This is a genomic window from Kaistia soli DSM 19436 (assembly GCF_900129325.1).
In the GTDB taxonomy this organism is placed as follows: Bacteria; Pseudomonadota; Alphaproteobacteria; order Rhizobiales; family Kaistiaceae; genus Kaistia; species Kaistia soli.
Map to the genome: position 1 here is coordinate 882,746 of NZ_FQUP01000001.1, position 25,675 is coordinate 908,420.

Consider the following 25,675-nt stretch of genomic DNA (forward strand, 5'->3'; position numbering starts at 1 on the left):
TCGATGTTGATCCATGAAGACCGCCTCTTTCCCGCCGATCCCGAGACGCGCACAGTCGCACGGCGGCTGTATGGCGAAGTCCGCGACCTGCCGATCGTCTCGCCGCACGGCCATACCGATCCGGCTTGGTATGCGCTGAACGAGCCGTTCCCGGACCCCGCGCGGCTGTTCGTCGTGCCGGACCACTATGTCTTCCGCATGCTCTACAGTCAGGGCGTCAGCCTCGAATCGCTCGGCGTCCCGACCGTGGACGGCAGCCCGGTCGAGACCGATCCGCGCGCGATCTGGCGCCGTTTCGCCGAGAATTATCACCTCTTCCGCGGCACGCCGACGCGCATGTGGCTCGACCATGCCTTCGCGACGCTGTTCGACATCGAGGAGCGCCTCTCGGCCGCGACGGCCGACGCAACCTATGACCGGATCGCCGAGCGGCTAGTCGAGCCGGCCTATCGCCCTCGCGCGCTGTTCGAGCGGTTCGATATCGAAGTGATCGCCACGACCGAGAGCCCGCTCGACGATCTCCGCCATCACCAGGCGATCGCCGCATCCGGATGGGGCGGCCGCGTCGTGACCGCCTATCGGCCCGATCCGGTCGTCGACCCTGATTTCCACGGCTTCCGCGACAATCTCGAGGCCTTCGGCGCGCTCACCGGCTGCGATGTCTCGACCTTCGCCGGCTATCTCGATGCCCACCGTGCCCGACGGGCTTTCTTCAAGGCTCATGGCGCGACCTCGACCGACCACGGCCACCCCACCGCCGCGACGGCGGACCTCTCCCCCGTCGAGGCCGAAGCGCTCTATCACCGTGTCCATGCCGGTGCGGTCAGCGCTACTGATGCCGAGCTTTTCCGTGCGCAGATGCTGACCGAGATGGCGGCGATGAGCCTCGACGACGGCTTGGTGATGCAGATCCATCCCGGCTCGTTCCGCAACCACAATCCGCAGCTTTTTGCCCGCTTCGGTCGCGACAAGGGCGCCGACATCCCGACGCGAACCGACTATGTCCATGCGCTGAAGCCGCTCCTCGACCGCTTCGGCAATGAGCCGTCGCTCAGCGTGATCCTGTTCACGCTCGACGAGACCGCCTATTCGCGCGAACTCGCACCGCTGGCGGGCCACTATCCCGCGCTGCGACTCGGTCCGGCCTGGTGGTTCTACGATTCGCCCGAGGGCATGCGGCGCTATCGCGAGCTCGTCACCGAGACCGCCGGCTTCTACAACACCGTCGGTTTCAACGACGACACGCGCGCCTTCCCCTCTATACCTGCCCGGCACGACGTCGCCCGCCGCGTCGACTGCGCCTATCTCGCCGAGCTCGTGGTGACGCATCGCCTCGACGAAGACGAGGCGGCTGAGCTCGCGCATGATCTCGCCTATGGCCTCGCCAAGAAGGCCTATCGGCTTTAGCGGAGAAAGCGACATTGAGACGGGTCGAAACGCCTTCGGTGACTGGTTGGCTTACCGGAGAGACCCGTGGCCGGACCGGCGTCGTTGTCCTCGGCGGGTCGAGCGGTCGCGTCGATGTGAGCCGGGCGGAACTTTTCGCCGCACAGGGAACGGCAGCGCTTGCGCTACAGTGGTTCGGCGGTCCCGGCCAAGCCCAGGGGATTTGCGAGATCCCGATCGAGACCTTCATCGCTGCCACTGATCATCTGGCCGCGCTGGATTGCCGCAGAATCGTCTATGTCGGCACGTCGAAAGGCGCGGAGGCGGCATTGCTGGCCGCTGTCCACGACCCGCGGATTGACGCGGTGATCGCAATCAGTCCGAGTTCGGTGGTCTGGGGCAATATCGGACCGGGCCTCGACGGCATCAGTTGGCCGGAGCGATCGTCATGGACGCTTGGCGGGTCAGCTCTTCCATTCGTCCCTGCAGACCCGACATTCAAGCCGCCGCTGCGAGAGAACCTCAAGGCCTACCGCACTCTGTTCGAGCACTCTCTCAGTCGGTTCGAGAGCCTTGTCGAGACGGCTACAATCAGGATCGAGGACGCCCGTGCGGACACGCTCCTTGTCGCTGGAGGCGACGATGCGCTCTGGCCGTCTGACCGTTTCGCCGAAATGCTGGTTGCCCGCGCCCATGCGGCGGGGCGGACGATCGACTATCTTACAGACCCTGACGCTGGCCACCGTGTGCTTCTCCCCGGCGAAACAACGAAGCGCTCCAGCCTTCACGCCCATGGCGGCAGCGACGTCGCCGATGCCCGCCTTGGTGCCATGGCGTGGGACCATGCAGTGGCGATATTGTGATCCGTTCGAAATTGACGACGGCGCCCGATGCGCTGCTTGCCCGACTGACCAGACTGATCCAAGGCCATGATCGCGTGACATGACGGACTTCCGCCGCAACGCCTGTCCGAGTCTCGCCGTGCCGATGCGGACCGGCGATGGCTTTCTGGCGCGGTTGCCGCCACTCGCCGAGGCGTTGACGCCGCATCAGCTAGCTTCCATCGCGGCTGCGGCGCGGCGGCGTGGCAATGGCCTCGTCGAGATTTCTAAGCGCGGCAATGTGCAGATCCGCGGCCTCGCTTCGCCCGATACGGCTGGGCTTTCCGACGATCTCGCCGCGGCGGGATTGAATCTCTCTGAAGGACTGCCGGTCAGCAGCGATCCGCTCGCATGGCTGGCACCGGCGGGGATCGATCCCGCTCCGATCATCGCGAAGCTTCATGCGGGCCTCGCGGAACGTGACCTTGTCGCGCGGCTCGCGCCCAAGGTGGCGCTGCTTCTCGACATGGGCACGCCGACCGCCCCGGCCAGTGTCGCGGCCGATCTGCGACTTGCCTACCGGGCGGACGGCGTCCATCTAGGCCTCGGTGGCACGCATCAGAGCGCGCTCTGGATCGGGTTCGTGGCTCCGGACGAGGCCGTCGCGGCGGCGCTCGACGTGCTTGCCGCTCTCGCGGCGCATGGCCCGGACGCCCGCCTCGCCGGATCAGGCCAACTCTGGGATCTGCAACCCGTCTTGGCGTCGCTGCCAACGCTTCGGCCCGCTACCGCACCAGTTATGCACCCGTCGCAAGCGTCGGTCGGCCCGATCGCCGGGCTGGCGCTGCCCGCCGCCGGAATTGCCTTCCCCTTTGGGCAGGCCGAGGCGGAGGCGCTCGAGCAACTCGCCGCGACGGCGCTTGCCGCAGGGATCGTCGCTTTTGCGCCCGCGCCCGAACGCGCGCTGCTGTTCGCCGGACCGCACACGGCCGTGGCCGCCACGGTCCGCCACGCTGCGGCGCTCGGCTTCATCACCGACCCCGCTGATCCGCGCCGTTTTCTTTCGGCCTGTATCGGCAGCGCCGGCTGTGCGACCGGCCGGTTTCCAGCGCGCGCACTCGCAACCGCCGCCGCTACTTCGCTGGAGCGCCTCCTCGACGGTTCGCTCGAGATCCATTTTTCGGGCTGCGGCAAGGGTTGCGCACATCCCGATCCGGCCGCCTTCACCCTTTCCGGTATCGACAAGGGCGCCGCACTTGTGCTTGACGGACGGGCGCGCGACGAAGCGATCGGATTCGCTTCGCCGGAAAAGCTGGTCGAGCGGCTCGAACGCCTTGCGGCCGCGAAGGCGGAGGGCGAGACGGCCCGCGCAGCGATCATGCGGATCGGACGGGCTGGCGTCGCCAGCACGATGACCGGAGAGGGTTCGGCGGGGCATGGCGGAGAGCCGGGAACATCTGACGGCAGGCGATTATCTGCGTGACGGCAACGCTATCTATGAGCGTTCCTTCGCGATCATTCGCGCCGAAGCAGACCTGTCGCGCTTCTCAGAGGCCGAAGCGCATGTCGTCGTGCGCATGATTCATGCCTCCGGCCTCGTGCCGCTCGGCAATGTCGTCCATTTCGGGCATGGCTTCGCCGACACCGCACGCGCAGCGCTCGTGGCGGGTGCGCCGATCTTCTGCGATTCCGAGATGGTGGAGCGCGGTGTGACGCGGGCTCGGCTGCCGGCCGGCAACGACGTCATCTGCACGCTTCGCGACCCGCGCACCGCCGATGAGGCCGCGCGTCTCGGCACGACGCGCTCGGCTGCGGCGATCAATTTCTGGGGCGAGCGGCTCGCCGGCAGCCTGGTCGTGATCGGCAATGCGCCGACCGCGCTTTTCCATCTGCTCGATGCCGTCGCGGCTGGCGCCCCGCGTCCCGCAGCCATCATAGGCGCGTCCGTCGGCTTCGTCGGGGCGGCCGAATCCAAGGATGCGCTGGCGCAGAGCCCGCTCGCCCTCCCCTATGTGATCGTCGAAGGCCGTCTCGGCGGCAGCGCGATTGCTGCGGCAGCCGTCAATGCGCTGGCGAGCGACCGGCTATGACCAGCGAGCCAAAATCTGTGCTCGGCCGGCTCTACGGCGTCGGCGTCGGCCCGGGCGATCCCGAACTGCTGACGCTGAAGGCGGCGCGTATCATCGACGCGGCCGACGTCGTCGCCTATTTCGCCAAGGAAGGGCGTCCGTCGAATGCGCGCGCCGTTGTCGCCGCAAAGCTCGGTCGCCAGCGGGAGCTTACCCTCGCCTATCCGGTCACGACCGAGATCCACCGCCATGACGCAGCCTACCGCGGAGCGATCGGCGCCTTCTATGAGGAAGCGGCGGCGCAGGTTGCGGCGGCCCTCGATGCAGGGTTCGATGTCGCCGTGCTTTCAGAGGGCGATCCGCTGTTCTACGGCTCCTACATGCATCTGCATTGCCGTCTCTCGTCGCGCTATGAAACCGAGGTCGTTCCGGGGGTCACAGGCATGTCGGGCGGCTGGTCGGGCGCCGGCCTGCCGATCGCGCAGGGCGACGACGTCCTGATGGTCCTGCCCGGGACGCTCGATGAGGAAGACCTTGCGGCGCGTTTCGCCAGCGCCGACGCTGCTGTCGTCATGAAGCTTGGCCGCAACCTCGGCAAGGTGCGACGCGCGCTTCAGGCTGCCGGCAAGCTCGACGGCGCCTTCTATGTCGAGCGGGCGACGACGGCGGGCGCTCGCACCATCCGCCTCGCTGACAAGCCCGACGACACTGCACCCTATTTCTCGATCGTCCTTGTTCCGGGCTGGGGGACGAAGCCGTGACCGGCCGTCTCGCGGTGATCGGGCTCGGCCCGGGCGAGCCGCGCCACCGGACGGCTGAGGCCGAGGCTGAACTCGCCGGTGCTGAGGCGATCTACGGCTACGGGCCCTATGTCGACCGCGTGGCGGATCGGCCGGGCCAGATGAAGATCGCCTCCGACAACCGCGTCGAACTCGACAGAGCCGGTGCCGCCCTGGCGCACGCCGCGCGCGGCGGCCGGGTCGCAATGGTCTCGGGCGGCGATCCCGGTGTCTTCGCCATGGCATCGGCCGTCTGCGAAGCGATCGAACGCGGCCCGGCAGAATGGCGCAGTGTCGATCTCGCGATCGTCCCCGGCGTCACAGCCATGCTGGCCTTGGCCGCCGCCTGCGGCGCGCCGCTCGGCCATGATTTCTGCGCCCTCTCGCTTTCCGACAATCTGAAGCCATGGAGCCTCGTCGAGACGCGCCTCACCGCCGCGGCCTCGGCCGGCTTCGTCATCGCGCTCTACAATCCGATCTCGCGGGCTCGCCCCTGGCAGCTCGGCGCAGCGTTCGAGCGCCTGCGCGGGGTGCTTCCGTCCAGCGTGCCCGTCATCTTCGGTCGCGCGGTCGGCCGACCGGACGAGCAGGTCACGATCACGACGCTCGGCGACGCCGATCCCCAAAAGGCCGACATGTCGACACTCGTCATCGTCGGCTCGGCCGAGACGCGCATCATCGAGCGGCCCGGTCTACCGCCGCTCGTCTATGCGCCACGCTCGGCCGGAGGCGCATGATGGCGGAGAAAGTCGAGCAGGGCGTCGATCGTCTCGACCTCCGGCAAGCCGCTTGCCGGCGGACGCGCGACCATCATCACCGGCAGGCCCAGCGCCCGAGCCGCGTCGAGCTTGGCCCGCGTGGCCTCTCCGCCGCTGTTCTTGGTCACAAGCGTCTCAATCTGCAGGCGCCGCAGCAACGCGACCTCGTCGTCGACGGCGAACGGGCCGCGCTCCAGCAGGAATTCGGCGTCGGGCAGCGCGAGCGGCGGTTCGATCGGCTCGATGCTGCGAAACCAGTAATGATGCTGCGGCGCGACGGCGAAGGCATGTGCTTCCTGCCTTCCGATCGTGACCAACACGCGTCGCGGTCTCTCGCCGAGTCCGGCAACGAGGTCTTCGAGCGAGGAGAACAGGCGCCAGTCATCGCCGGGGCCGGCCTGCCAGGGCGGGCGGATCAGCCTGACAGCGGGAATGCCCGTTTCATTTGCCGCAAGCGCGGCATTGGCGGCGATCCGTGCGGCGAAGGGATGCGTCGCGACGATGAGCGCGTCGATCTTCTCGGTCCTCAGATAGCCGACGAGACCGGCCGCGCCGCCGAAACCGCCGATGCGGACCGGCACGGCCTGTGGCAGGGGCGTCGCCGTGCGGCCAGCAAGCGACAGGATAGCCGCATAGCCAGGCAGCAGCGCGATGCGCGCGGCGAGCGTCCGTGCTTCCGTCGTTCCGCCGAGAATGAGCAGTCTCGTTGCCATCGCCAGTCCGGGAGGTCCCTCGCGTGAGCGCCGACCCTGCCCTCTCGGGACCGTGGCTGTCCATCGTTGGCATCGGCGAGGACGGGGCCAACGGACTTTCGCCGCAGGCGGAACGGGCCATTTCTGCCGCGCGCTTCGTCTTCGGCGGCACGCGGCATCTGGCACTCGCCCACGACCTCATCAGAGGTGAGGCGATCGCATGGCCGACGCCTTTTTCAATCACGCCTTTGCTGGAGCGGCGCGGTTTACCCTGCGCCGTGCTCGCGTCCGGTGATCCGTTCCTTTATGGGGTCGGAAACCTCATCGCCAAGGCGCTCTTGCCGAGCGAATATCTGTCGATGCCGGCACCCTCGGCCTTCAGTCTCGCCGCGAATCGACTCGGCTGGCCCTTGGCGGATGCCACGACGCTCTCGCTGCATGGCCGGCCGCTCGCGCTGATCCGGCCGCATCTTTCTCCCGGCCGCCGTCTTCTGGTGCTGACCTCCGACGAGACAGCGCCCGCCTCCATTTCAGCACTGCTTTCAGCCGGCGGCTTTGGCCCGTCGCGGGTCACGTTGATGGAAGCGCTTGGCGGCCCGCTTGAACGGATCCGCACCGCCCACGCCGAGGCGTTTGACCTTAAGGAAATCAATCCGCTCAACCTGCTGGCAATCGAAGTCGTCGCGGCAGCAGATGCGCGGATCGTCTCGCGCGTCGCGGGGCTCGACGACGCGCTTTATGAAAGCGACGGCCAGATCACCAAGCGCGAGATCCGCGCCCTGACCCTCTCGGCTCTTTCGCCGCGACCGGGACAACGACTCTGGGACATCGGTGCCGGCTCCGGTTCGGTCGGCATCGAATGGATGCTGGCGGGAGCTTCGCTCAGCGCCATCGCCATCGAGCCGCGCGCCGATCGGGCAGCGCGAATCCGCCGCAATGCCGAGGCATTTGGCGTGCCGGGTCTCGCGGTTGTCGAAGGCAGCGCGCCGGAAGCGCTTGCTGGATTGCCGGTGCCCGACGCGATCTTCATCGGCGGGGGGGCATCCCGGCCCGGCGTCCTCGATGTGGTGATGACCACCTTGCCCTCCAGCGGCCGACTGGTCGTGAACGCCGTGACCTTGGAGACGGAGCGGCTTGTCCTCGCCGCTCATGCCGAGCAGGGCGGATCGCTCATCCGCATCGCCATCGACCGCGCTTTGCCGCTTGCCGGCATGACGGCATGGGAGCCTGCCCGGCCGATCACGCAATGGACCTGGGTGAGGCCATGATCGTCGCAGGGATCGGCTGCCGGAAGGGCGCGCCGCAGCAGGACATCCTCGCTGCGATCGCGCAGGCGCTGCAGGCCGCGATGCTCTCGCCCGACCGGCTCGATCTCATCGCCACGGCGGCCGAAAAGGGCGGCGAAGAGGGCATCGCGGCCGCGGCCGCCGCCTTTGGCTGTCCGCTCGTGCTGGTTCCGCCTGGCGAACTGAAGATCGCCGGCGAAAAGGCGGTTACCCGCTCAGAGCGTGTCGTGGCTCTCTTTGCGGTTCCCTCGGTTGCCGAAGCCGCCGCGCTTGCCGCGGCAGGCGACGGCGCGCAGCTGGTTGCGCCCCGCCGTGTCGCCGGCATGGCGACCTGCGCGATCGCTGTCAGCGGTGACGAGCCGGGAGAAAACCCATGACGGTCCATTTCATCGGCGCCGGCCCGGGCGCGGCGGACCTCATCACGCTGCGCGGCCGCGACCTGATCGCGCGCTCGCCGGTCTGCCTCTATGCCGGCTCGATCGTGCCAGCGGCGCTGCTCGATTTCTGTCCGCCGGGGGCGCGCAAGGTCAACACCGCGCCGCTCGATCTCGATGCGATCGAGGCGGAATATATCGCGGCGCACAAGGCCGGGCTCGACGTGGCACGGCTGCATTCCGGCGATCTCTCGATCTATTCAGCCGTCGCCGAGCAGATCCGCCGGCTGGAGAAGCACGACATCCCCTATACGCTGACGCCCGGTGTCCCGGCTTTCGCTGCCGCCGCTGCCGCGCTTGGCCGCGAGCTGACCGTGCCTGGCATCGCGCAGAGCGTCGTGCTCACCCGCGTCTCCGGGCGCGCCTCTGCCATGCCCGAGCGCGAGACGCTGGCCGCGTTCGCCGCGACGGGCACGACGCTCGTGCTGCATCTCGCCGCGCAAGCCCTGCCGCGTGTCGTGAGTGAATTGCTGCCCTTCTACGGGGCCGATGGCGCGGTCGCGGTCGTCTTCCGCGCCAGTTGGCCGGACGAGACGATCATTCGTGCCACCCTCGGCACCATCGAGGCGGCCCTCGACGGCACCGGCATCGACCGCACAGCAACGATCCTTGTCGGGCCGGCGCTGGCGGCGGAAGGCTTCGCCGACAGCGCGCTCTACAGCCCCGACTATGTTCGCCGCTATCGCGGCGGCGGCGAGGCCTGAGTTCAGCGCGTCATCCGGCGCGGCCGACCAATTGTCCCTGGCGGTCGAACACGACGACATCGAGCGCGATCGGCGACCCCGCGACGGCCTTCGCTGCAGTCGACAGGGCCGCTCCGGCGATCGCCTTGCCAAGATCGATGCCCTCGGCCGTCGCCAGCGCGAAGGCCTCGGCGGCGACATTGGCCGTTCGGATGCGCTCGGCGAGCACGGGGCTGCCGCCGGCCGCGACCGCGAGCCGCGCGAGATGATCGAGATCGACGCTGCCGCGCTTCGAATGCAGATCGAGCAGGCCCTGCCCGAGCTTCGCCATCTTGCCGATGCCGCCGGCGATGGTGACGCGGTCGACCGGATGGGCCTTCAGATATTTGAGCATGCCGCCGACGAAATCGCCCATTTCGAGCAAGGCCGGGTCAGGCAATCCGTAGAGCGCCTTGACGGCGGCCTCGGAGGTCGAGCCGGTCGAGCCGGCGACATGGGTCAGGCCGGACGCGCGGGCGACATCGATGCCGCGATGGATCGAATGGATCCAGGCTGAGCAGGAATAGGGAATGACGATGCCCGTGGTGCCAAGCACCGAGAGGCCGCCAAGAATGCCGAGCCGACCGTTCAGCGTCCGTTCGGCGAGCTTTTCACCGCCGGGAATGGCGATCTCTATCTCGAGGTCGAGCACGCCGCCGCTGACCTCGGCCAGCGCCGCCGCGATCATGGCGCGCGGCACCGGATTGATCGCGGGCTCGCCCGGAAGCAGCGCTAGACCCGGCCGCGTCACCGTGCCGACGCCCGCGCCCGCCTTGAAGCGAAGCCCGCTGCCGGCGGGCAAGGGACGTATCGTGGCGATGACCAGCGCGCCATGCGTGACATCCGGATCATCACCAGCGTCCTTGACGATGCCGGCGCTGGCGGCGCCATCCCGCAGCTGCGTTTCGGCCAGCGTGAAACCGGCCCGGCCACCACGCGGCAGCGGGATCTCGACGGGATCGGGGAATTCGCCGGTCAGGAGGGCGGCAAAGGCCGCCTTGGCCGCAGCCGCGGCGCAGCAGCCCGTCGTCCAGCCGCGTCTCAGCGGCCCGGCGGGGATGCCGTCCTGATCCGGCGTAGCAGCGGGATGTTGATTATCCGACACAACGCCATCTATACCGCCCGTATCAGCGTCCGTCACCGAAAGTCGGCCATGCTTCCGCTCGTTGTCAGCACCTGGCGCCGCCTCGAGGTCCGATGACGACGCGCGGGCTCATTCTTTCGGCGATCCGATCCGGCGAGGGCAAGACCATCGTCACTGCGGCGCTGATCGCGGCGCTCCGGCGGCGTGGTCTGGTCGTTGGCGGCGCGAAGAACGGTCCGGACTATATCGATCCGAGCTTTCATGCAGCTGCCAGCGGTCGGCCAAGCTTCAATCTCGACAGCTGGGCCATGCCACCAGCGCTTCTGGACGGGCTGGCGGCCCGCGCGGGCGACGGCGCCGACCTCCTGATGATCGAGGGCGCGCTCGGCCTTTTCGACGGCGTCGGCGGCCCAGCGGGTGCGCGCGGCGCCACGGCGGACCTCGCCGCGCGATTTCGCCTCCCCGTGGTGCTGATCCTCGATGTCTCCGGCCAGTCCCAGACCGTGGCCGCGATCCTGCGCGGACTGATGCTGCATGATCCGGACGTTGAGGTGGCCGGCGTGATCCTGAACCGCGTCAGCAGCGAGCGCCATCGGGCCCTCATTGCGGAGGCGGTCGCGCCGCTCGGCCTGCCGATCCTCGGAAGCCTGCCCCGCGACGCCGCGTTTGCCCTGCCCGAGCGTCATCTCGGCCTGGTGCAGGCAGGCGAGCAGGGCGATCTCGACGCCCGCATCGCCGCCGCCGCCGACTGCCTCGCCGGTCATGTCGATCTCGATGCGCTGGTCGCGCTCGCGCGGCCGCCACATATCACGATTGAAGACGCGGCATTGCCCGCGCTGCCACCGCCCGGCATGCGGATCGCGCTGGCTCGGGACGACGCCTTCTCGTTCGTTTATCCACATCTTGTCGACGGATGGCGAGCAGCAGGCGCGATGATCGTTCCGTTTTCGCCGCTTGCCGATGAGGCCCCCGACCCGTCGTGCGACGCTTGCTGGTTGCCCGGCGGCTATCCCGAACTCCATGCCGGACGCCTTGCCGCTGCCGCGACCTTCCTGTCAGGGCTCCGCCGGTTCGGAGCGACGCGGCGGGTGCATGGCGAATGCGGCGGCCATATGGTGCTCGGCCGGGCGCTGGTCGATGCCGAGGGGACAAGCCACGCGATGGCGGGGATGCTCGATCATGTGACGAGCTTCGCGTCGCGGCGGCTGCATCTTGGCTATCGGAAGGCAACGCTCGCCGCCGATTGCGCGCTTGGCCCTGCCGGCGCGCGGATCGCCGGGCACGAGTATCATTATTCGACCGTGGTGGAAGCCGGTCAGGATGCGCCTTTTGCGACCATCGAGGATGCGCGCAGCGTCTCGCTTGGCGCGGCCGGGGGCCGGCGCGGCCAGGTTTCGGGCAGCTGGTTCCACGCGATCGCATCGCTTTGAAGGGACCCGCCGGGCTCCTCTTTTAACCGCGGCGGCCGATCCCATATAGGCCCTATCACCCCCCTGCCAGGCCGTTTCGGCACGGCAGCGCCAGATCGTCAAACTAAGCGATTGCGCTGCAGCGAGATTCTCGGCAGGATTCCCTTCATGCGACGTGCGATCGGTTTCAGATGAGCAAGGACATTCGTCGGCCCGAGGATGGCGACCCGTCCATCGGCATCGCTACCAAGACACGGCCGAAGACCAAGCGGCCGAGCCTTTACCGTGTGCTCCTGCTCAATGACGACTACACGCCGATGGAGTTCGTCGTGCATGTACTCGAGCGGTTCTTCAATAAGTCCAGGGAAGAAGCGACGCAGATCATGCTGCACGTTCATCAGCATGGCATGGGGGAGTGTGGAGTTTTCACCTACGAAGTGGCCGAGACCAAGGTCACCCAGGTGATGGATTTCGCGCGCAAACACCAGCATCCGCTGCAATGCGTGATGGAAAGGAAGTGAGGTCCTAACGTGCCGTCATTCTCCCGCAGCCTCGAAAAGGCACTTCATCAGGCTCTCGCTTTCGCAAACGAGCGCCACCAGGAATATGCGACGCTTGAACATCTTCTGCTGGCGCTGATCGAAGATCAGGACGCAGCGGCGGTGATGCGCGCCTGCAATGTCGATCTCGACATGCTGAAGCGCAGTCTCGTCGATTACATCGACACCGAGCTGGCCAATCTCGCGCATGGCCCGGAAGAGGATTCAAAGCCCACCGCCGGCTTCCAGCGCGTCATCCAGCGCGCCGTGATCCATGTCCAGTCGTCCGGTCGCGAGGAAGTGACCGGCGCCAATGTGCTCGTCGCGATCTTCGCCGAGCGCGAGAGCCATGCCGCCTATTTCCTGCAGGAGCAGGACATGACTCGTTATGACGCCGTCAACTACATCTCGCATGGCATCGCCAAGCGGGCAGGCATGAGCGAGAGCCGGCCGGTGCGCGGCGTCGACGACGACGCGGCGACGGTTGAAAGCCGGGACGAGAATTCCAAGAAGAAGGCCGACGCGCTCGACGCCTATTGCGTCAACCTCAATGACAAGGCGCGCAAGGGCAAGATCGACCCGCTCATCGGCCGGGATAGCGAGATCGCGCGCACGATCCAGATCCTCTGCCGCCGGCAGAAGAACAACCCGCTCTTCGTCGGCGACCCCGGCGTTGGCAAGACCGCGATTGCCGAGGGGCTCGCCAAGCGCATCGTCGAAGGCGATGTGCCGGACGTGCTCGCCGGCTCGACGATCTTCTCGCTGGACATGGGCACGCTTCTGGCCGGCACGCGCTATCGCGGCGATTTCGAGGAACGGCTGAAGCAGGTCGTCAAGGAGATCGAGGAATATCCAGGCTCGATCCTGTTCATCGACGAGATCCATACGGTGATCGGCGCAGGCGCCACCTCCGGCGGCGCGATGGATGCGTCCAACCTGCTGAAGCCGGCTCTGGCCGGCGGTTCGATCCGCTGCATCGGCTCGACCACCTACAAGGAATATCGGCAGTTCTTCGAGAAGGATCGGGCGCTCGTCCGCCGCTTCCAGAAGATCGACGTCAACGAGCCGACGGTTCCGGATGCGATCGAGATCCTCAAGGGCCTCAAGCCCTATTTCGAGGACTTTCACCGCGTGCGGTTCACCAACGACGCCATCAAGGCGGCGGTGGAGCTTTCGGCGCGCTACATCCATGACCGCAAGCTGCCGGACAAGGCGATCGACGTGATCGACGAGACCGGCGCCTCGCAGATGCTGGTCGTCGAGGGCAAGCGCAAGAAGACGATTGGCGTCAAGGAGATCGAAGACACGATCGCCACCATGGCGCGCATCCCCTCGAAGACGATCTCCAAGAACGACTCCGAGGTGCTGAAGTCGCTCGAGACGACGTTGAAGCGGGTTGTCTACGGCCAGGATCGGGCGATCGAGCAGGTCACGTCGGCGATCAAGCTGGCGCGTGCCGGTCTGCGCGAACCCGAGAAGCCGATCGGCTCCTATCTATTTGCGGGCCCGACCGGCGTCGGCAAGACCGAAGTCGCCAAGCAGCTTGCGGCCAGCCTCGGCGTCGAGCTGATCCGCTTCGACATGTCGGAATATATGGAGCGTCACACGGTCTCGCGGCTGATCGGCGCCCCGCCCGGCTATGTCGGCTTCGACCAGGGCGGGCTTTTGACCGACGGCGTCGACCAGCATCCGCATTGCGTCCTGCTGCTCGACGAGATCGAGAAGGCGCATCCGGACCTGTTCAACATCCTGTTGCAGGTGATGGATCACGGCAAGCTGACTGACCACAACGGCAAGCAGGTCGACTTCCGCAATGTCGTGCTGATCATGACGACCAATGCGGGCGCCGCCGATCTTGCGAAGCCGGCGATTGGCTTCAAGAACTCGATGCGCGATGCCGACGATCAGGAGGCAATCAACCGCCTGTTCGCGCCGGAATTCCGCAACCGTCTTGATGCGATCGTCCAGTTCGGCAATCTCCCGATCGAGGTTGTCCGCAGTGTCGTGCAGAAGTTCGTCATGCAGCTGGAGGCGCAGCTCGCCGATCGCGGCGTCACCTTCGATCTCTCCTCAGAGGCGATCGATTGGCTGGCCGAGAAGGGTTACGACCGCCAGATGGGTGCACGGCCGCTCGGCCGCGTGATCCAGCAGAACATCAAGCAGCCGCTCGCCGACGAAGTTCTGTTCGGCAGGCTGCGCAAGGGTGGCACGGTCAAGGTTTCGGTCGAGACCAAGGAGAATGGCGAGACCGGACTGAAGCTCGAGCCGATCGAGGACGCGCCGGTGACGCCAAAGCCAGAGCCGGAAGAGGCGAAGGCGAAGGCAGCCCGTCCGAAGCGGAAGTCCGCCACGGCCAAGAAGCCGGCCGCTACGTCCGACAAGAGCCCGCCCAAGCGCGGCGGACTCGTACCCAAGGTGCCGCTGAAGGCGGACTAAGGTTCTAATGGACTTGAATGCAGAAGGGCGCCGCACTCGCGGCGCCCTTTTTGTTGTAGCTGCCGCCGGAGCGATGGCGACGGGCCGGGACTAGATCGCGCCGGCGTTCTTCAGTTCCTGTTTGGCGAAGGCATAGAAGACCGGCGCGGCTATGAGACCGGCAACGCCGAACGCGGCCTCCATCACGATCATCGCCACCAGCAGTTCCCAGGCGCGGGCGTGGATGCGGGAGCCGATGATCGCGGCGTTCAGGAAATATTCGAGCTTGTGGATGCCGATCAGGAAAGCCAGCGCGCCGGCCGCCGCATAGGGCGAGACGCTGAGCGCGACGAGCACGATCGCCGTGTTCGAGATGAGATTGCCGATGACGGGCAGCAGGCCAACGACAAAGGTCACCACGATCAGGGTCTTGGTGAGCGGAAGGGGCACGCCGAACAGCGGCATCACCACGGCCAGGAAGATGCCGGTCAGAACCGTGTTCACCGCGGAGATCCGCACCTGAGAGAACACGACCTGTCGGAATGCTGTGGCGAGATTGCGACAACGGCGCCTGCCGGCATCGGCAAGCGGAGCGCGGCGGCCGTCGGTGCCCCCAAGCACCTGCTCGCCCATCTCATGCGAGAAGGCGACCAGTGCGCCGATCGCGATGCCAACGATGATATGAACCGTCAGCCGGCCGACATCCTGGCCGATGGACGCGACCTGGCGGCCGTTGCCGCGCAGCCATTCGACTCCTAGCGCCTTCAACGCGTTGATATCTGCCGGCAGGAAGTCGGCGACGCCCTGCGGCAGGCTCGGCCGGATATGCTCCAGCGCGACAGCCATTTGCGACATCAGTTCCTGTATCGGCTGCCCCCCGGCGGCAATGAACGATCCGAGCCAGAGCGAGATCACCAGCAAAGCGCCGGCGACCGCGGAGGTCATAACGGCGATCGAAATCGTCTTTGCGACGGCCGTATTGACGCCGAGGCGACGAAAGGATGGCACGGTCAGATCGACGAGTTCGTAGACGAGGAGGCCCGACAAAAGGACCGAGAGGATGTGAAGCTCGAGCACCAGCCAGAGGGCGAGCCCGGCCAGGACCAGCGATGCCCATTCCCAGCGCGACAATTTATCCGAATCCACGTCCGTCCCCGATGCCCACTTTGTAGCCGGGAACCTGACATGCCTTGAGGTGCAATGTCGCGGAGTTTCGATCTGATCAGGATCCCGGTGCACGAATTGGTCGAACGTCGCCTCCCGACTCAGCCGCTCCATCCGTCAGGAAGGCTTCCGCATCGGCCAGCTTGTCCGGATTTCTTATAACGTAGACAGCGAGGATCTTGCCGCCCTCGACCTCTAGCGCCGTCGTCTGGATCGTGCCTTTGGCGTCGATCGATACATAGCCGGGCAAGCCATTGATCCACAGGGGTCGCGACCAGCGCATGCGCGACCGGTCTTCCGGATCCGATTTCTGGAACAGCCCCGCGAAGAAGCGGCTTATCTTGTCGGCGCTGAACAGGATGTTGAGGCTTGCTGGGCGCTTGCCGCCGCCATCGCTGTGCAAAGTTGCGGCCTCTGCGAGCATATCGCGCAAAACCGTGGCGTTGCCGCTTCGTGTCGCCTCAAAAAACGCGGTGGCGAGGCGTGCGGCCTCGTCGGCATCGACAGCGAAGCGCTGCCTCGTCTGGCCGACATGGCCACGAGCCCGCGCGACAAGCTGACGACAGGCCGCCTCGTTTCGATCGATCGCCTCAGCGATTTCACCGATCTCCATATCGAAGAGGTCGTGCAGGATAAAGACGGCGCGCTCGAGCGGCGACAGGCGTTCGAGCGCCAGCATCAATGCGACCGGCGCATCGATCCGGTCATCCACCGCTGGCGGCGGCGAGGCGAAACGCTCAAGGACCGGCTCCGGCAGCCAGGGGCCGACATAGTCCTCGCGCCGTGCCCGCGCCGATTTCATCCAGTCGAGGCAGAGGCGCGTCACGATCTTGGCGAGCCAGGCACGCGGGCTCGCCAGATCAGCGGGGATGGAGCCGTGCCAACGCAGGAATGCGTCCTGGACGATATCCTGCGCATCGGCCAGCGAGCCGAGCATGCTGTAGGCAAGCCGGGTCAGGAAAGCCCTGTGCCGCTCGAACTCGATCGCCGATGCGTTGGACATTCAACCCCGCGGCGCTTTACGCCACCTTCAGCGCGGCGCCCTTTCTATCGCTGGGATGAACCGTGCGGAAGCCCACGGCCAAGCGATTCCAGCTGTTGATGACGTTGATCAGCACCGTCAGGTCGACCTGTTCCTTCGGCGTGAACGCGGCCTGAAGGGCCTGATAGTCCTCGTCCGGCGCGTGGCTCTGCGCGATTAGCGTCAGCGATTCCGTCCAGGCAAGAGCCGCCCGCTCGCGCGGGGTATAGAGCAGGGATTCGCGCCAGGCACTGAGCAGGTAGATACGCGCTTCCGTTTCGCCGGCCTTACGCGCGTCGGCTGTATGCATATGCAGGCAATTGGCGCAGCCATTGATCTGCGAAGCGCGGATCTTCACCAGTTCGGCCAGGCTGTGCTCGATCGAACAATTCGCCACATAGTTGCTGATAGCCAACATGGCCTGTACCGCCTCGGGATTGGCGGTATGAAAAATCACTCTCTCGCTCATGATCATCTCCATTGGATAGACGAACACGAGACGAGGCAGCGGCGCCATCTGTGACATCGCCGCAGCTTTTTTCCGCTGAGAGCGCCCCTACTGGAAGGTCAGCAGGCTGTGCGGCGCCGGCGGCATCGCCTCGATCGTTACGCCGTTAAAGCCTGCGGCACGCGCCATGTCGTCATATTCCCGCGCGGTGAAGGCCTCTCCTTTCGGCGTCGTCGCCAGCATCAGGAACGAGAAGGCTGCCGGCCAGGGCGGCGACAATCCATCCTCGGAAACGACATTCTCGATCGCCAGCACCTGCCCGCCCGGCGCCAGGCTGGCGCGCACCTTGCGCAGCAATCCGGCGCATGTCTCCGGATCGAAATGGTGCAGGAAATGCGGCACGAGGACGAGATCGTAGCCTTGCCCCCAATCGACGTCGAAGGCGCTCCCTGGCACCGGATGATAGCGCGCGCCGATACCGGCTTCCTGCGCATTGCGCCCGGCGAGCTGCAACACGGCGCGCCAATCGACTGCATAGACTTCGCTTCCGGGCACGGCCTTGCCGACGGCGATGCCCCAGCGTCCATGGCCGGCGGCGATATCGAGAACCTTGCGTGGCGGACGGGGCCACGCGGCGACACGCTCGCCCACCTCGTCTGCCGTCGCCGCCATCAGCGGCGTCATTGCCGAGGCGAACTTGATCCAGATGGGATTATCGGGCGCGATATTGGCGAGGCCCACTGCACCGCCATTGCGGACATAGGCTGCCGGGTCATCGAGCAGCAGACCGAGAATCTCGGGCGACGCCAGAAACGCGACGACGCCGCCGAAATAGGCCGGAGATTCAGGATCGAGAAAAACAGCGCTCGAAGGCGTCAAGCCGTAGCGCCCGTCCCTCTTCTGCAGGAGGCCGAGAAAGGCCAGATAGTCGCAGAGAATTTCGACCCCTCGCTCCGAGGAAGAAGTCGCACTGGCGATGGCGGAAGCATCGTCAGCGCCGGCGGCGATGGCTTTGAAGACACCGACTTCGACAGCGGCCCTCGCCGCCGCGGTTTTCTGGAATCCCATCAACGTATCGATGAATAGATTGGGCGAAGGACCTTCGCCTGATATAGCCGAGGTCTCGGACACAGCTGCGTTGTTCGACATGCTCTATCTCCCCGATACTTTTGCTCCATGCAGATATCTGACGACCACACGAGCATCCGCCGACCGGATGTTCGCCGCAAGTTCGCCTTTCGATCGACGCGCCGGCCTTGCTTCAGGCGCGGGCCAACGAACCGGGCGGCGGCCAAGAACGCAGCAATGCCGGATAGAACTCGCCAAGTGGTCGGTGTAAGGTCCGGCCACTGAATTCGGAATCGCGATCGCGACAGGGTGGATAGCGTGGTGGAACTGGCTGATATTGGCGTGCTTGGACTCGCCGTGATGGGTGCAAACCTTGCCCGCAATGCAGCGCGCAAGGGCTTTGGCGTTGCGGTCTACAACCGGCATGGCGGGCGCACGGACGACCTGATCAATGAATTCGGCTCCGAGGGCCGCTTCACGCCCTCGAAGACGATCGCGGACTTCGTTGCCTCGATCGCCCGTCCGCGTCCGATCATCATCATGGTGAAGGCCGGCAAGCCGGTCGACGACGTGATCGAGGAACTCATCCCTCACCTCGACGAGGGCGACATCATCATCGACGGCGGCAATTCGCTGTTCACCGACACCAACCGCCGCTTCCACTACCTGACCGAAAAGAAGCTGCGCTTCATCGGCATGGGCGTTTCCGGTGGCGAGGAAGGCGCGCTCGAGGGCCCGAGCATGATGCCGGGCGGCACGCGCGAGGCCTATGCCCGCATCGAGCCGATCGTCACCAAGATGGCCGCGCAGGTCGATGGCGAGCCCTGCTGCACGTATATCGGCACCGAAGGCTCCGGCCATTTCGTGAAGATGGTGCATAACGGCATCGAATATGCCGACATGCAGCTGATCACCGAGGCATATGACCTGTTCAAGACGGTCTACGGCCTCGAAGCGCCTGCCATCGCGGACATTTTCGCCGACTGGAACGAGGGCGAGCTCAACTCGTATCTCATCGAGATCACCGCGGCCGTGCTGCGCAAGGTCGATGATACCGGCAAGCCGCTGGTCGATTCGATCGTCGACGAGGCCGAGCAGAAGGGCACCGGACGCTGGACGGCGCAGTCGGCGCTCGATCTCGGCATTCCGCTCACCTCGATCACCGAGGCGGTGTTTGCGCGCGCTCTCTCCGCCCGCCGTACCGAGCGCGCCGCCGTCGAAGCGCGCTTCCCGCATGGCGACGTTGCGAAGCGTGCACCGTCAGCCGCCGAGATCGATGCCATCAAGGATGCGCTCTACGCCTCCAAGATCGTCGCCTATGCACAGGGCTTCGAGCAGCTTCAGGTCGCCGCGCAGCAATATGGCTGGGAGCTGAAGCTCGGCGAGATCTCGACGATCTGGCGCGGCGGCTGCATCATCCGTGCCCGCTTCCTCAACCGTATCCGCGAGGCCTATGCCTCCGGCACCGGCGGCGGAAACCTGCTGCTGCAGGACTATTTCGCCGATGCGGTCATCAAGGCCGAGGCGAGCTGGCGCAAGGTCGTCGGCCTGGCGGTCGCCGAGGGCATTCCCGTGCCCGCCTTCGCCTCGTCGCTCGCCTATTATGACGGCCTGCGCCGTGCGCGCGGTCCGGCCAACCTTTTGCAGGGTCTCCGCGACTATTTCGGCGCCCACACCTATGGCCGCCTCGACAAGCCCGGCAAGTTCCACACCCGCTGGAGCCAGGACGGCAGCGAAGTGAAGACTTCGGACTAGCCATAACGTCTTCGTGCATCGCCGCGGCCCTGCCGCGGCGATGCACTTCAATCGGTCGTGCTGCCCTCCCAGCTCGCATGGCGCACGTCCGGCAGCAGTGACAGACCCCGTGTCACGGCATCGAGCTCCTTCTTTGCGACCGACGTGCTGACGAGCGTCGCGACGAGCTCGACGACGTCATTGTCGCGATCGACCACATCAACATCGCCGACCGGATATTTCGCCGCCTCGAGCCGCTGAACCAGGGTGTCGCGGAGGTCGGCCATGGCGTCGGCCTGGACGAGAAGGCGCACCTCATAGGTCGCCTCGGCGACGCTATCGGCCAGTGGCGCGCGATTAATGAGCGCCGCGACCGGATGCAGCAGCGTGTTGCCGGCAAGGACAAACACCGTCAGCAGCGCTGCTTCCGCCAGCATGTCTGTTCCCGTGCAGGCACCGATCGCGGCCGAGCACCAGAGGGTCGCCGCCGTGTTGAGGCCCCGGACATTCATGCCCTCCTTCATGATGACGCCGGCACCGAGAAAACCGATGCCGGAGACCACATAGGAAATCACGCGCACTGCCTCGGTGGATCCGGCGATGCGCTGGGCGAGATCGACGAAGGCGGCGGCGCCGACGGCGACGAGCACATTGGTCCGCAGTCCCGCCGTCCGCTGCCTGTATTGGCGCTCGGCGCCGATCAGCGCGCCCAGGACAAAGGCCGCCGTGAAGCTCACCAGCGTGTCGAGGAACTGCAGATGGTCATATGTTTCGATGAACTTCACGTAGTCGTCTCCGAGACCCGGGCCGCAACCAAGCCGGGCTGTGTCACGATCATATGACGGTCCGTGCCACGCCCGTCGGTGGCCAAGCGCCGTCGACCGGATAGACGGCCTCGGGACCCGGCCAGGGCGGCAGCGTGAAACCGATGGCTGTCAGCGGCTCGTCCTCGTCGGCACGGAACTGGAAGCCGGTCCCCGCGGGTATGGTGATCGAGAGACCGGGCACAAGGTCGACGATTTCGGCGCGCCCGCCCGCCGCACGCCACATGTGCCCGCGCCCGGAGATGAAATACCATGCTTCGTCCAGGCCGCGATGCGCGACGGCGACCGAGACGGCGCCGGCCGGCAGCGTAAAATGCGCCATGCTGCCGCCCGGCAGGGCGACCAGCGGCCGAACTTCAGACCCATCCGGCGCGATGTGATCCGCGGTCGGCGAGAGGGCGATCGTGTCGAAGAGCGGTGTCTGCTCAGAAGGCATGGGCGCGGCTCGCATCTGGAAAAGCACGCCTTTCCCAAGCAAGCCGCATGCCCGCTGGCTCAGGCGACGTTCTTCATCAGGGCCACGAAATCCGCCTCGAAGCGCGCTCGGTCGATCGCCATGCAGACATTGGCATTGTGCAGCTCGTTGGCCGTACGGCGCCGATCCGCGACGGTCTGGCCGCGCGTCAGTTCGCCATGCAGTTCGATGTCGACATACATCCGCTCCATCGTCGCGAGGCTTGGATCTTCGGCAATCGCCACGGCGAGCGGATCATGCAGCCCGCAGCCTTTGATGCCCGGATACATCGTCTTGTAGGAATTCACATAGAACTCGGTGATCTTCATCAGCGTCTGCGACGCCGGATCGCCGGCCGCCACGATGTCGGCCATCATGTCGGTCGAGAGCAGCGTCGTCATGGTGACGTCCATGCCGACCAACGTCACATTGGCGCCGGCCTGTAGCACGATATGCGCCGCCTCGGGGTCGTTGGCGAAATTGGCGTCGACCATCGGTGCGACGGGGCCGTGGATGCCCGGATGGAAAATCGTCGAGCCCATGATGACGATGCCCTTGGCGAGCTTCGCGATCTCGGGCGCCTTGGTAAGCGCGAGCGCCACATTGGTGATCGGGCCAACCGGGACCAGCGTGATTTCGCCGGGATTCTCCTTGACGAGGCGGATCATCAGGTCGATCGCGTGCTCGTCGACCGCCTTGATCTTCGGCGTGGGCAGTTCGACATCGCCGAGGCCGTTGGAACCATGCACATGGTCGGCCATGCGCTTGTAGGGGCGGATCAGCGATCGTCCGACGCCGGGCGCCACCGGGATTTCCGGCCGGCCGAGCAACTCGAGAATCTTCAGCGTGTTCTCGGTCGCGATCGACGTATCGGTATTGCCGAAGGTCGTGGTCAGCGCTTCGAGCTTAATGCCAGGGCGGCGCAGGGCATAGAAGATCGCCATGGCGTCGTCGATGCCTGTGTCGACGTCAAGAATGATGCGGCAGGGATCGGTCATGGCTGTCTTTCTCAAGGCGAGGCGGTGATGGTTGGGTCCTGGCGGCGGCGCCGCTTGGTATGGGTCAGCACCAATGCTACCAGCGTCACCACATAGGGTACGACGTCGGTGACCTGGTTGGGCAGGCCCTGCCCCTGCAGGCGCACCGAGAAGGCGTCGGCGAATCCGAACAGGACGCAGGCCAGCGCCGCATAAAGCGGATGATTGCGGCCGAGCATCACGGCGACGACGGCGATCCAGCCGCGCCCGGCGCTCATGTCCTCCGAAAAGATGCTGACCGTACCGAGCGAGAGTTGCGCCCCAGCAAGGCCGACGATGGCGCCGGCGACGAGCACGGTCACGATCCGGTAGCGCGTGACGTCGACGCCCATGGTCTCGGCCGCCTCGGCGTCCTCGCCGACGCCGCGAAGGCGCAGGCCGAGCGGCGTGCGGAACATCACGACCGTGACGACCGCGACGAGGATCCAGGCGACCCATGTGAGCGCGGTCTGGCGCGAGAAGATCCAGCCAATCACCGGCCAGCCATTGATGGCGGCAATGCGGATCTTCTCCAGCCCGACAATGGCCGGGTCGCTGAACGTGCCGCTGACACCGAACATCTGGCGCAGCAGATAAGCCGTGAGCCCCGAGGCCAACAGGTTCATGCCGACGCAGATGACGACCGCATCGCCGCGAAACACTGTGACGCCATAAGCGAGAATGAGCGAGAAGGCGACCGTCGCCAGCGTGGCTGCCGCGATGCCGCCGAGCGCACTCCCCGTCGCATAGGAGCCGACGACGGCGGCGAAGGCACCGACCAGCATCTGGCCCTCGAGCGCCATGTTGAAGACGCCGACGCGGCCGCAGAGCGTTCCGGCGAGGGCGGCCAGCAGGATCGGCGTGATCGCCTGCACGGCCGAATTGACGAGAAAGGGCGTGATGAAATCAAGCATCAGCGCGTCTCCCGCCGCCGGCCGACGCCATGGCGGATGGCGAGGAAGAGAATGATGATCGACTGCAGCACCATGGTCAGCACGCGCGGGATCGACGTCTCGCGCTGCATGGCAAAGCCGCCGGTCTGCAGCGCCGCGAAAAAGGCGCCGGCGAGGATCGCGCCAAGCGGTTCGCCGCCGGCGAGGAGCGCCGCCATCAGGCCTGACCAAGTGTAGCCCGGCGAGAGCAGCGCGCCGTCCTGGAAGCGGAACTGCGAGCCGAGCACGATCAGCGCGCCGACGAGCCCGGCAATGGCGCCGCTCGCGAACATGACGCCGGTCATCTGGCGGGCTAGGGGCACGCCGCCATAGCCGGCGAAACGGGCATTGAGCCCGCGCATGCGCAGCTCATAGCCGCCGACCGTGAAGCGGTCATAGAGCACCACCAGCACGGCGACGACCAGCATGACCAGCAGGCCGGCATTGAGCGGACCGGAGAGGACCGGCAGCCGCGCCGCCTCGGGGATCATGGGAGTCTGCGCGAGACCCGTCGTGGTGTCGCGGAGCGGAAACCCGACGACATAGGAGCAAATGCCGATCGCCGGGTAGGAGAGCAGCAGGCTCGAGATCAGCATGGGGATGCCATGCCGCGTCTCGCCCCAGGCAGCAATGGTCGCATAGAGACCGCTCGCCACCATCGCAGCGAGAATGGCGACGACGATCAGCAACGGTCCGGGACCGGGGAGGTAGAGGGGTACGAGCGCCGCGACGAGCCCGCCGATCACCATCTGGCCGTCGCCGCCAAGATTGATCATCCCGCCGCGCAGCGGGATCGCGGCGACCAGCGTCATGCCGACCAGTGGAACGGCCCAGTTAAGCGTGTTCGGCAGGCTGTCCCAGGCCAGCGACCCAGTAACGATGGCGGCATAGGCCTCGACGGGGTTGCCGCCCGAGACCAGCACAAGCAGGCCGCCGAGAACGACGCCGACCAGGATCGCCAACGGCACGGGCGGTATGCGCAGCAGGCGCCGCATGGGGCGGGCAACGTCACTCATCGAACTTCCCGCCGGCCAGGTCTGCCATCATGCCGCCTCCTGGACGCGGCCGGCCATCAGCAGGCCGAGCGCCTCCTCGGTCGCCGTCGCAGCGTCGACTTCCGCGAGGATGCGGCCCTCATACATCACCAGGATACGGTCGGCGAGCGCGAGGATCTCGGAAAGCTCAGCCGAGACGAGCAGCACAGCGGCGCCGCGATCTCGCTCGGCGACAAGCTCCGAATGGATGAACTCGATCGCACCGACATCGACGCCGCGTGTCGGCTGCTCAGCGATCAGCAGCGGCGCCCGATGAGTCAGCTCGCGTGCGACGACGACCTTCTGAAGATTGCCGCCTGAAAGCGTGCCGACCGCCAGCTTCTCGGAGCCGATCTTGATGCCGAAGCGCGCGATCATCGCACGTGCCTCTGCGGCGAGCGCACGGCCATCGAGCAGGCCGCCCCGGGCGAGCGGCGGGTGGCGATGAAAACCCATGGCGAGATTGTCTGCCGCGCTCGCCGCGCGTGCCGTGCCGGTCACGGCACGATCCTCGGGGATATAAGCGAGACCGGCGACACGATGCGCGTCGACCCCGGCCGCCGTGACGTCCTGGCCGGCGATCGAGACACGGCCACGAAAAGGTTGCCTCAGTCCGGCCAGCGCCTCGATCAGTTCGGTCTGGCCATTGCCGGCGACCCCGGCGATGCCGACGATCTCTCCGCCCCGGACGGTCAGCGAAGCGCGATCGACCAACGGCCGGCCGTCGTCGGAGAGAACCGTCAAATCATCGGCGACCAGCACCGGCGCGCCGGGCGAGGCTGGTGCCTTCTCGACCTTGAGGTTGACGGCACGTCCGGTCATAGCGCGGATGATCTCGCGCGGCGAGGTTTCGGCGGTGACCATGCGCTCGACCACGCGGCCATCGCGCAGCACCGTCACACGGTCCGTGATCGTCATCACCTCGTGCAGCTTGTGCGTGACGAAGAGGATCGTGCGGCCGTCGGCGGCGAGATGGCGGATGACATCGAACAGCCCGTCGCGCTCTTGAGGGGTCAGAACAGCGGTCGGCTCGTCGAGAATGAGAATCTGCGCATCGCGATAGAGGGCCTTCAGGATTTCAACGCGCTGGCGCACGCCGACCGACAGGCTGCCGACGACGACCGTGGGATCAACCGCGAGCCGATAGCGCGCAGCGATCTCGCCGACGCGCTCGATCGCCGCGCGGCGATCGATGAGCCCATGCCGGCTTGGCTCCATGCCATAGACGACATTTTCCCAGACCGTCAGCGAATTGAACAGCTTGAAGGCCTGGTGAACCATGCCCATGCCCTCGGCGATCGCATCGAGGGCAGAGCGGTATTCGACCCTGCGGCCGCGCATCAGGATCTCGCCAGCGTCGGGCTGCTGCAATCCATAGAGGATCGACATCAGCGTCGACTTGCCGGCGCCGTTCTCGCCCATGACGGCATGGACCTCGCCGCGCGCGACGACGAGGTCGACCCGATCATTGGCGACGAGAGGGCCGTAGCGCTTGACGATGCCGCGCGCTTCGAGCTCGGCCACCGGCGTAACAACCGGCCCGGCCGTCACGACGGCACCCTCTGCATGATGCTGCCTCTTGCTTC

At 66.3% G+C, this 25,675-nt stretch carries 25 protein-coding genes; 13 read left to right on the top strand and 12 right to left on the bottom strand.

Going from position 1 to position 25,675, the window contains the following annotated elements:
* Nucleotides 1-3: 3 nt before the first annotated feature.
* The 6 genes from uxaC to BUB39_RS04385 all read left to right on the top strand — a co-directional run bounded on the left by uxaC (nt 4) and on the right by BUB39_RS04385 (nt 5,792).
* Nucleotides 4-1,407 carry a glucuronate isomerase gene (uxaC, locus tag BUB39_RS04360; protein WP_073052756.1) on the top strand — a complete coding sequence of 468 codons (1,404 nt, stop codon included), beginning with the start codon at nt 4-6 and terminating at the stop codon, nt 1,405-1,407.
* Nucleotides 1,408-1,421: 14 nt separating this feature from the next.
* Nucleotides 1,422-2,249, top strand: a complete 828-nt coding sequence (locus BUB39_RS04365) for an acyl-CoA thioester hydrolase/BAAT C-terminal domain-containing protein (RefSeq protein WP_073051763.1) — start codon at nt 1,422-1,424, stop codon at nt 2,247-2,249.
* Nucleotides 2,250-2,328: 79 nt separating this feature from the next.
* Nucleotides 2,329-3,690 carry a hypothetical protein gene (locus tag BUB39_RS04370; protein WP_073051764.1) on the top strand — a complete coding sequence of 454 codons (1,362 nt, stop codon included), beginning with the start codon at nt 2,329-2,331 and terminating at the stop codon, nt 3,688-3,690.
* A complete protein-coding gene (locus BUB39_RS04375) occupies nt 3,644-4,297 on the top strand; it encodes a precorrin-8X methylmutase (RefSeq protein WP_073051765.1) in 654 nt (217 codons plus the stop codon). The genes BUB39_RS04370 and BUB39_RS04375 overlap by 47 nt, the downstream gene beginning before the upstream one ends.
* Nucleotides 4,294-5,037, top strand: a complete 744-nt coding sequence (locus BUB39_RS04380) for a precorrin-2 C(20)-methyltransferase (protein ID WP_073051766.1) — start codon at nt 4,294-4,296, stop codon at nt 5,035-5,037. The genes BUB39_RS04375 and BUB39_RS04380 overlap by 4 nt, the downstream gene beginning before the upstream one ends.
* Nucleotides 5,034-5,792 (top strand): precorrin-3B C(17)-methyltransferase, encoded by a 759-nt coding sequence (locus tag BUB39_RS04385; RefSeq protein WP_073051767.1) that lies wholly within the window; start codon nt 5,034-5,036, stop codon nt 5,790-5,792. The genes BUB39_RS04380 and BUB39_RS04385 overlap by 4 nt, the downstream gene beginning before the upstream one ends.
* Here BUB39_RS04385 and BUB39_RS04390 read toward each other — a convergent pair.
* A complete protein-coding gene (locus BUB39_RS04390; RefSeq protein WP_073051768.1) occupies nt 5,762-6,526 on the bottom strand; it encodes a cobalt-precorrin-6A reductase in 765 nt (254 codons plus the stop codon). The genes BUB39_RS04385 and BUB39_RS04390 overlap by 31 nt on opposite strands.
* Before the next feature lie 23 nt (nt 6,527-6,549).
* Between BUB39_RS04390 and cbiE the strand changes: the two genes are divergently transcribed.
* Genes cbiE through cobM form a run of 3 tightly spaced genes read left to right on the top strand, consistent with a single transcriptional unit; the run spans nt 6,550 to nt 8,929 of the window.
* Complete coding sequence (gene cbiE / locus BUB39_RS04395) at nt 6,550-7,773, top strand: precorrin-6y C5,15-methyltransferase (decarboxylating) subunit CbiE (protein ID WP_073051769.1); 1,224 nt, start codon at nt 6,550-6,552, stop codon at nt 7,771-7,773.
* Nucleotides 7,752-8,168, top strand: coding sequence for a cobalamin biosynthesis protein (locus tag BUB39_RS04400; RefSeq protein ID WP_244540143.1), 417 nt, complete (start codon nt 7,752-7,754; stop codon nt 8,166-8,168). Before cbiE ends, BUB39_RS04400 begins: the two co-directional genes overlap by 22 nt.
* On the top strand, nt 8,165-8,929 hold the full coding sequence (cobM, locus tag BUB39_RS04405; RefSeq protein ID WP_073051770.1) for a precorrin-4 C(11)-methyltransferase: 765 nt from the start codon (nt 8,165-8,167) through the stop codon (nt 8,927-8,929). The genes BUB39_RS04400 and cobM overlap by 4 nt, the downstream gene beginning before the upstream one ends.
* A 10-nt stretch (nt 8,930-8,939) precedes the next feature.
* Here the strand turns inward: cobM and BUB39_RS04410 are convergent, their stop codons facing one another.
* A complete protein-coding gene (locus BUB39_RS04410; protein WP_244540144.1) occupies nt 8,940-10,052 on the bottom strand; it encodes a cobalt-precorrin-5B (C(1))-methyltransferase in 1,113 nt (370 codons plus the stop codon).
* Nucleotides 10,053-10,144: 92 nt separating this feature from the next.
* Between BUB39_RS04410 and BUB39_RS04415 the strand changes: the two genes are divergently transcribed.
* The 3 genes from BUB39_RS04415 to clpA all read left to right on the top strand — a co-directional run bounded on the left by BUB39_RS04415 (nt 10,145) and on the right by clpA (nt 14,415).
* Nucleotides 10,145-11,461: a cobyrinic acid a,c-diamide synthase CobB gene (locus BUB39_RS04415; RefSeq protein WP_073051771.1), complete on the top strand. Its 1,317-nt coding sequence runs from the start codon at nt 10,145-10,147 to the stop codon at nt 11,459-11,461.
* Between the two features lie 170 nt (nt 11,462-11,631).
* Nucleotides 11,632-11,961 (top strand): ATP-dependent Clp protease adapter ClpS, encoded by a 330-nt coding sequence (gene clpS, locus BUB39_RS04420; protein ID WP_073051772.1) that lies wholly within the window; start codon nt 11,632-11,634, stop codon nt 11,959-11,961.
* A 9-nt stretch (nt 11,962-11,970) separates the two neighbouring features.
* Complete coding sequence (gene clpA / locus BUB39_RS04425; protein WP_073051773.1) at nt 11,971-14,415, top strand: ATP-dependent Clp protease ATP-binding subunit ClpA; 2,445 nt, start codon at nt 11,971-11,973, stop codon at nt 14,413-14,415.
* A gap of 90 nt (nt 14,416-14,505) precedes the next feature.
* Here the strand turns inward: clpA and BUB39_RS04430 are convergent, their stop codons facing one another.
* From BUB39_RS04430 to BUB39_RS04445, 4 genes are all read right to left on the bottom strand, one after another.
* Nucleotides 14,506-15,540, bottom strand: coding sequence for an AI-2E family transporter (locus BUB39_RS04430; RefSeq protein ID WP_073051774.1), 1,035 nt, complete (start codon nt 15,538-15,540; stop codon nt 14,506-14,508).
* A gap of 76 nt (nt 15,541-15,616) precedes the next feature.
* A complete protein-coding gene (locus tag BUB39_RS04435) occupies nt 15,617-16,561 on the bottom strand; it encodes a sigma-70 family RNA polymerase sigma factor (protein ID WP_073051775.1) in 945 nt (314 codons plus the stop codon).
* A gap of 16 nt (nt 16,562-16,577) precedes the next feature.
* Entirely contained in the window at nt 16,578-17,048 is a 471-nt protein-coding gene (locus BUB39_RS04440; RefSeq protein WP_073052759.1) for a carboxymuconolactone decarboxylase family protein, read from the bottom strand.
* Nucleotides 17,049-17,135: 87 nt separating this feature from the next.
* Complete coding sequence (locus tag BUB39_RS04445) at nt 17,136-18,095, bottom strand: class I SAM-dependent methyltransferase (protein ID WP_244540145.1); 960 nt, start codon at nt 18,093-18,095, stop codon at nt 17,136-17,138.
* 321 nt (nt 18,096-18,416) lie between these two features.
* Between BUB39_RS04445 and gndA the strand changes: the two genes are divergently transcribed.
* On the top strand, nt 18,417-19,850 hold the full coding sequence (gndA, locus tag BUB39_RS04450) for an NADP-dependent phosphogluconate dehydrogenase (protein ID WP_280174639.1): 1,434 nt from the start codon (nt 18,417-18,419) through the stop codon (nt 19,848-19,850).
* 47 nt (nt 19,851-19,897) lie between these two features.
* Here the strand turns inward: gndA and BUB39_RS04455 are convergent, their stop codons facing one another.
* Genes BUB39_RS04455 through BUB39_RS04480 form a run of 6 tightly spaced genes read right to left on the bottom strand, consistent with a single transcriptional unit; the run spans nt 19,898 to nt 25,640 of the window.
* A complete protein-coding gene (locus BUB39_RS04455) occupies nt 19,898-20,614 on the bottom strand; it encodes an MgtC/SapB family protein (RefSeq protein ID WP_073051778.1) in 717 nt (238 codons plus the stop codon).
* A 49-nt stretch (nt 20,615-20,663) separates the two neighbouring features.
* Complete coding sequence (locus tag BUB39_RS04460; RefSeq protein ID WP_073051779.1) at nt 20,664-21,089, bottom strand: cupin domain-containing protein; 426 nt, start codon at nt 21,087-21,089, stop codon at nt 20,664-20,666.
* Nucleotides 21,090-21,148: 59 nt separating this feature from the next.
* Nucleotides 21,149-22,105 carry a nucleoside hydrolase gene (locus BUB39_RS04465; protein WP_073051780.1) on the bottom strand — a complete coding sequence of 319 codons (957 nt, stop codon included), beginning with the start codon at nt 22,103-22,105 and terminating at the stop codon, nt 21,149-21,151.
* A gap of 11 nt (nt 22,106-22,116) precedes the next feature.
* Nucleotides 22,117-23,037 carry an ABC transporter permease gene (locus BUB39_RS04470; RefSeq protein ID WP_073051781.1) on the bottom strand — a complete coding sequence of 307 codons (921 nt, stop codon included), beginning with the start codon at nt 23,035-23,037 and terminating at the stop codon, nt 22,117-22,119.
* Entirely contained in the window at nt 23,037-24,071 is a 1,035-nt protein-coding gene (locus BUB39_RS04475; protein ID WP_073051782.1) for an ABC transporter permease, read from the bottom strand. The genes BUB39_RS04470 and BUB39_RS04475 overlap by 1 nt, the downstream gene beginning before the upstream one ends.
* A gap of 27 nt (nt 24,072-24,098) precedes the next feature.
* A complete protein-coding gene (locus BUB39_RS04480; RefSeq protein WP_073051783.1) occupies nt 24,099-25,640 on the bottom strand; it encodes an ABC transporter ATP-binding protein in 1,542 nt (513 codons plus the stop codon).
* Between the last annotated feature and the right edge of the window lie 35 nt (nt 25,641-25,675).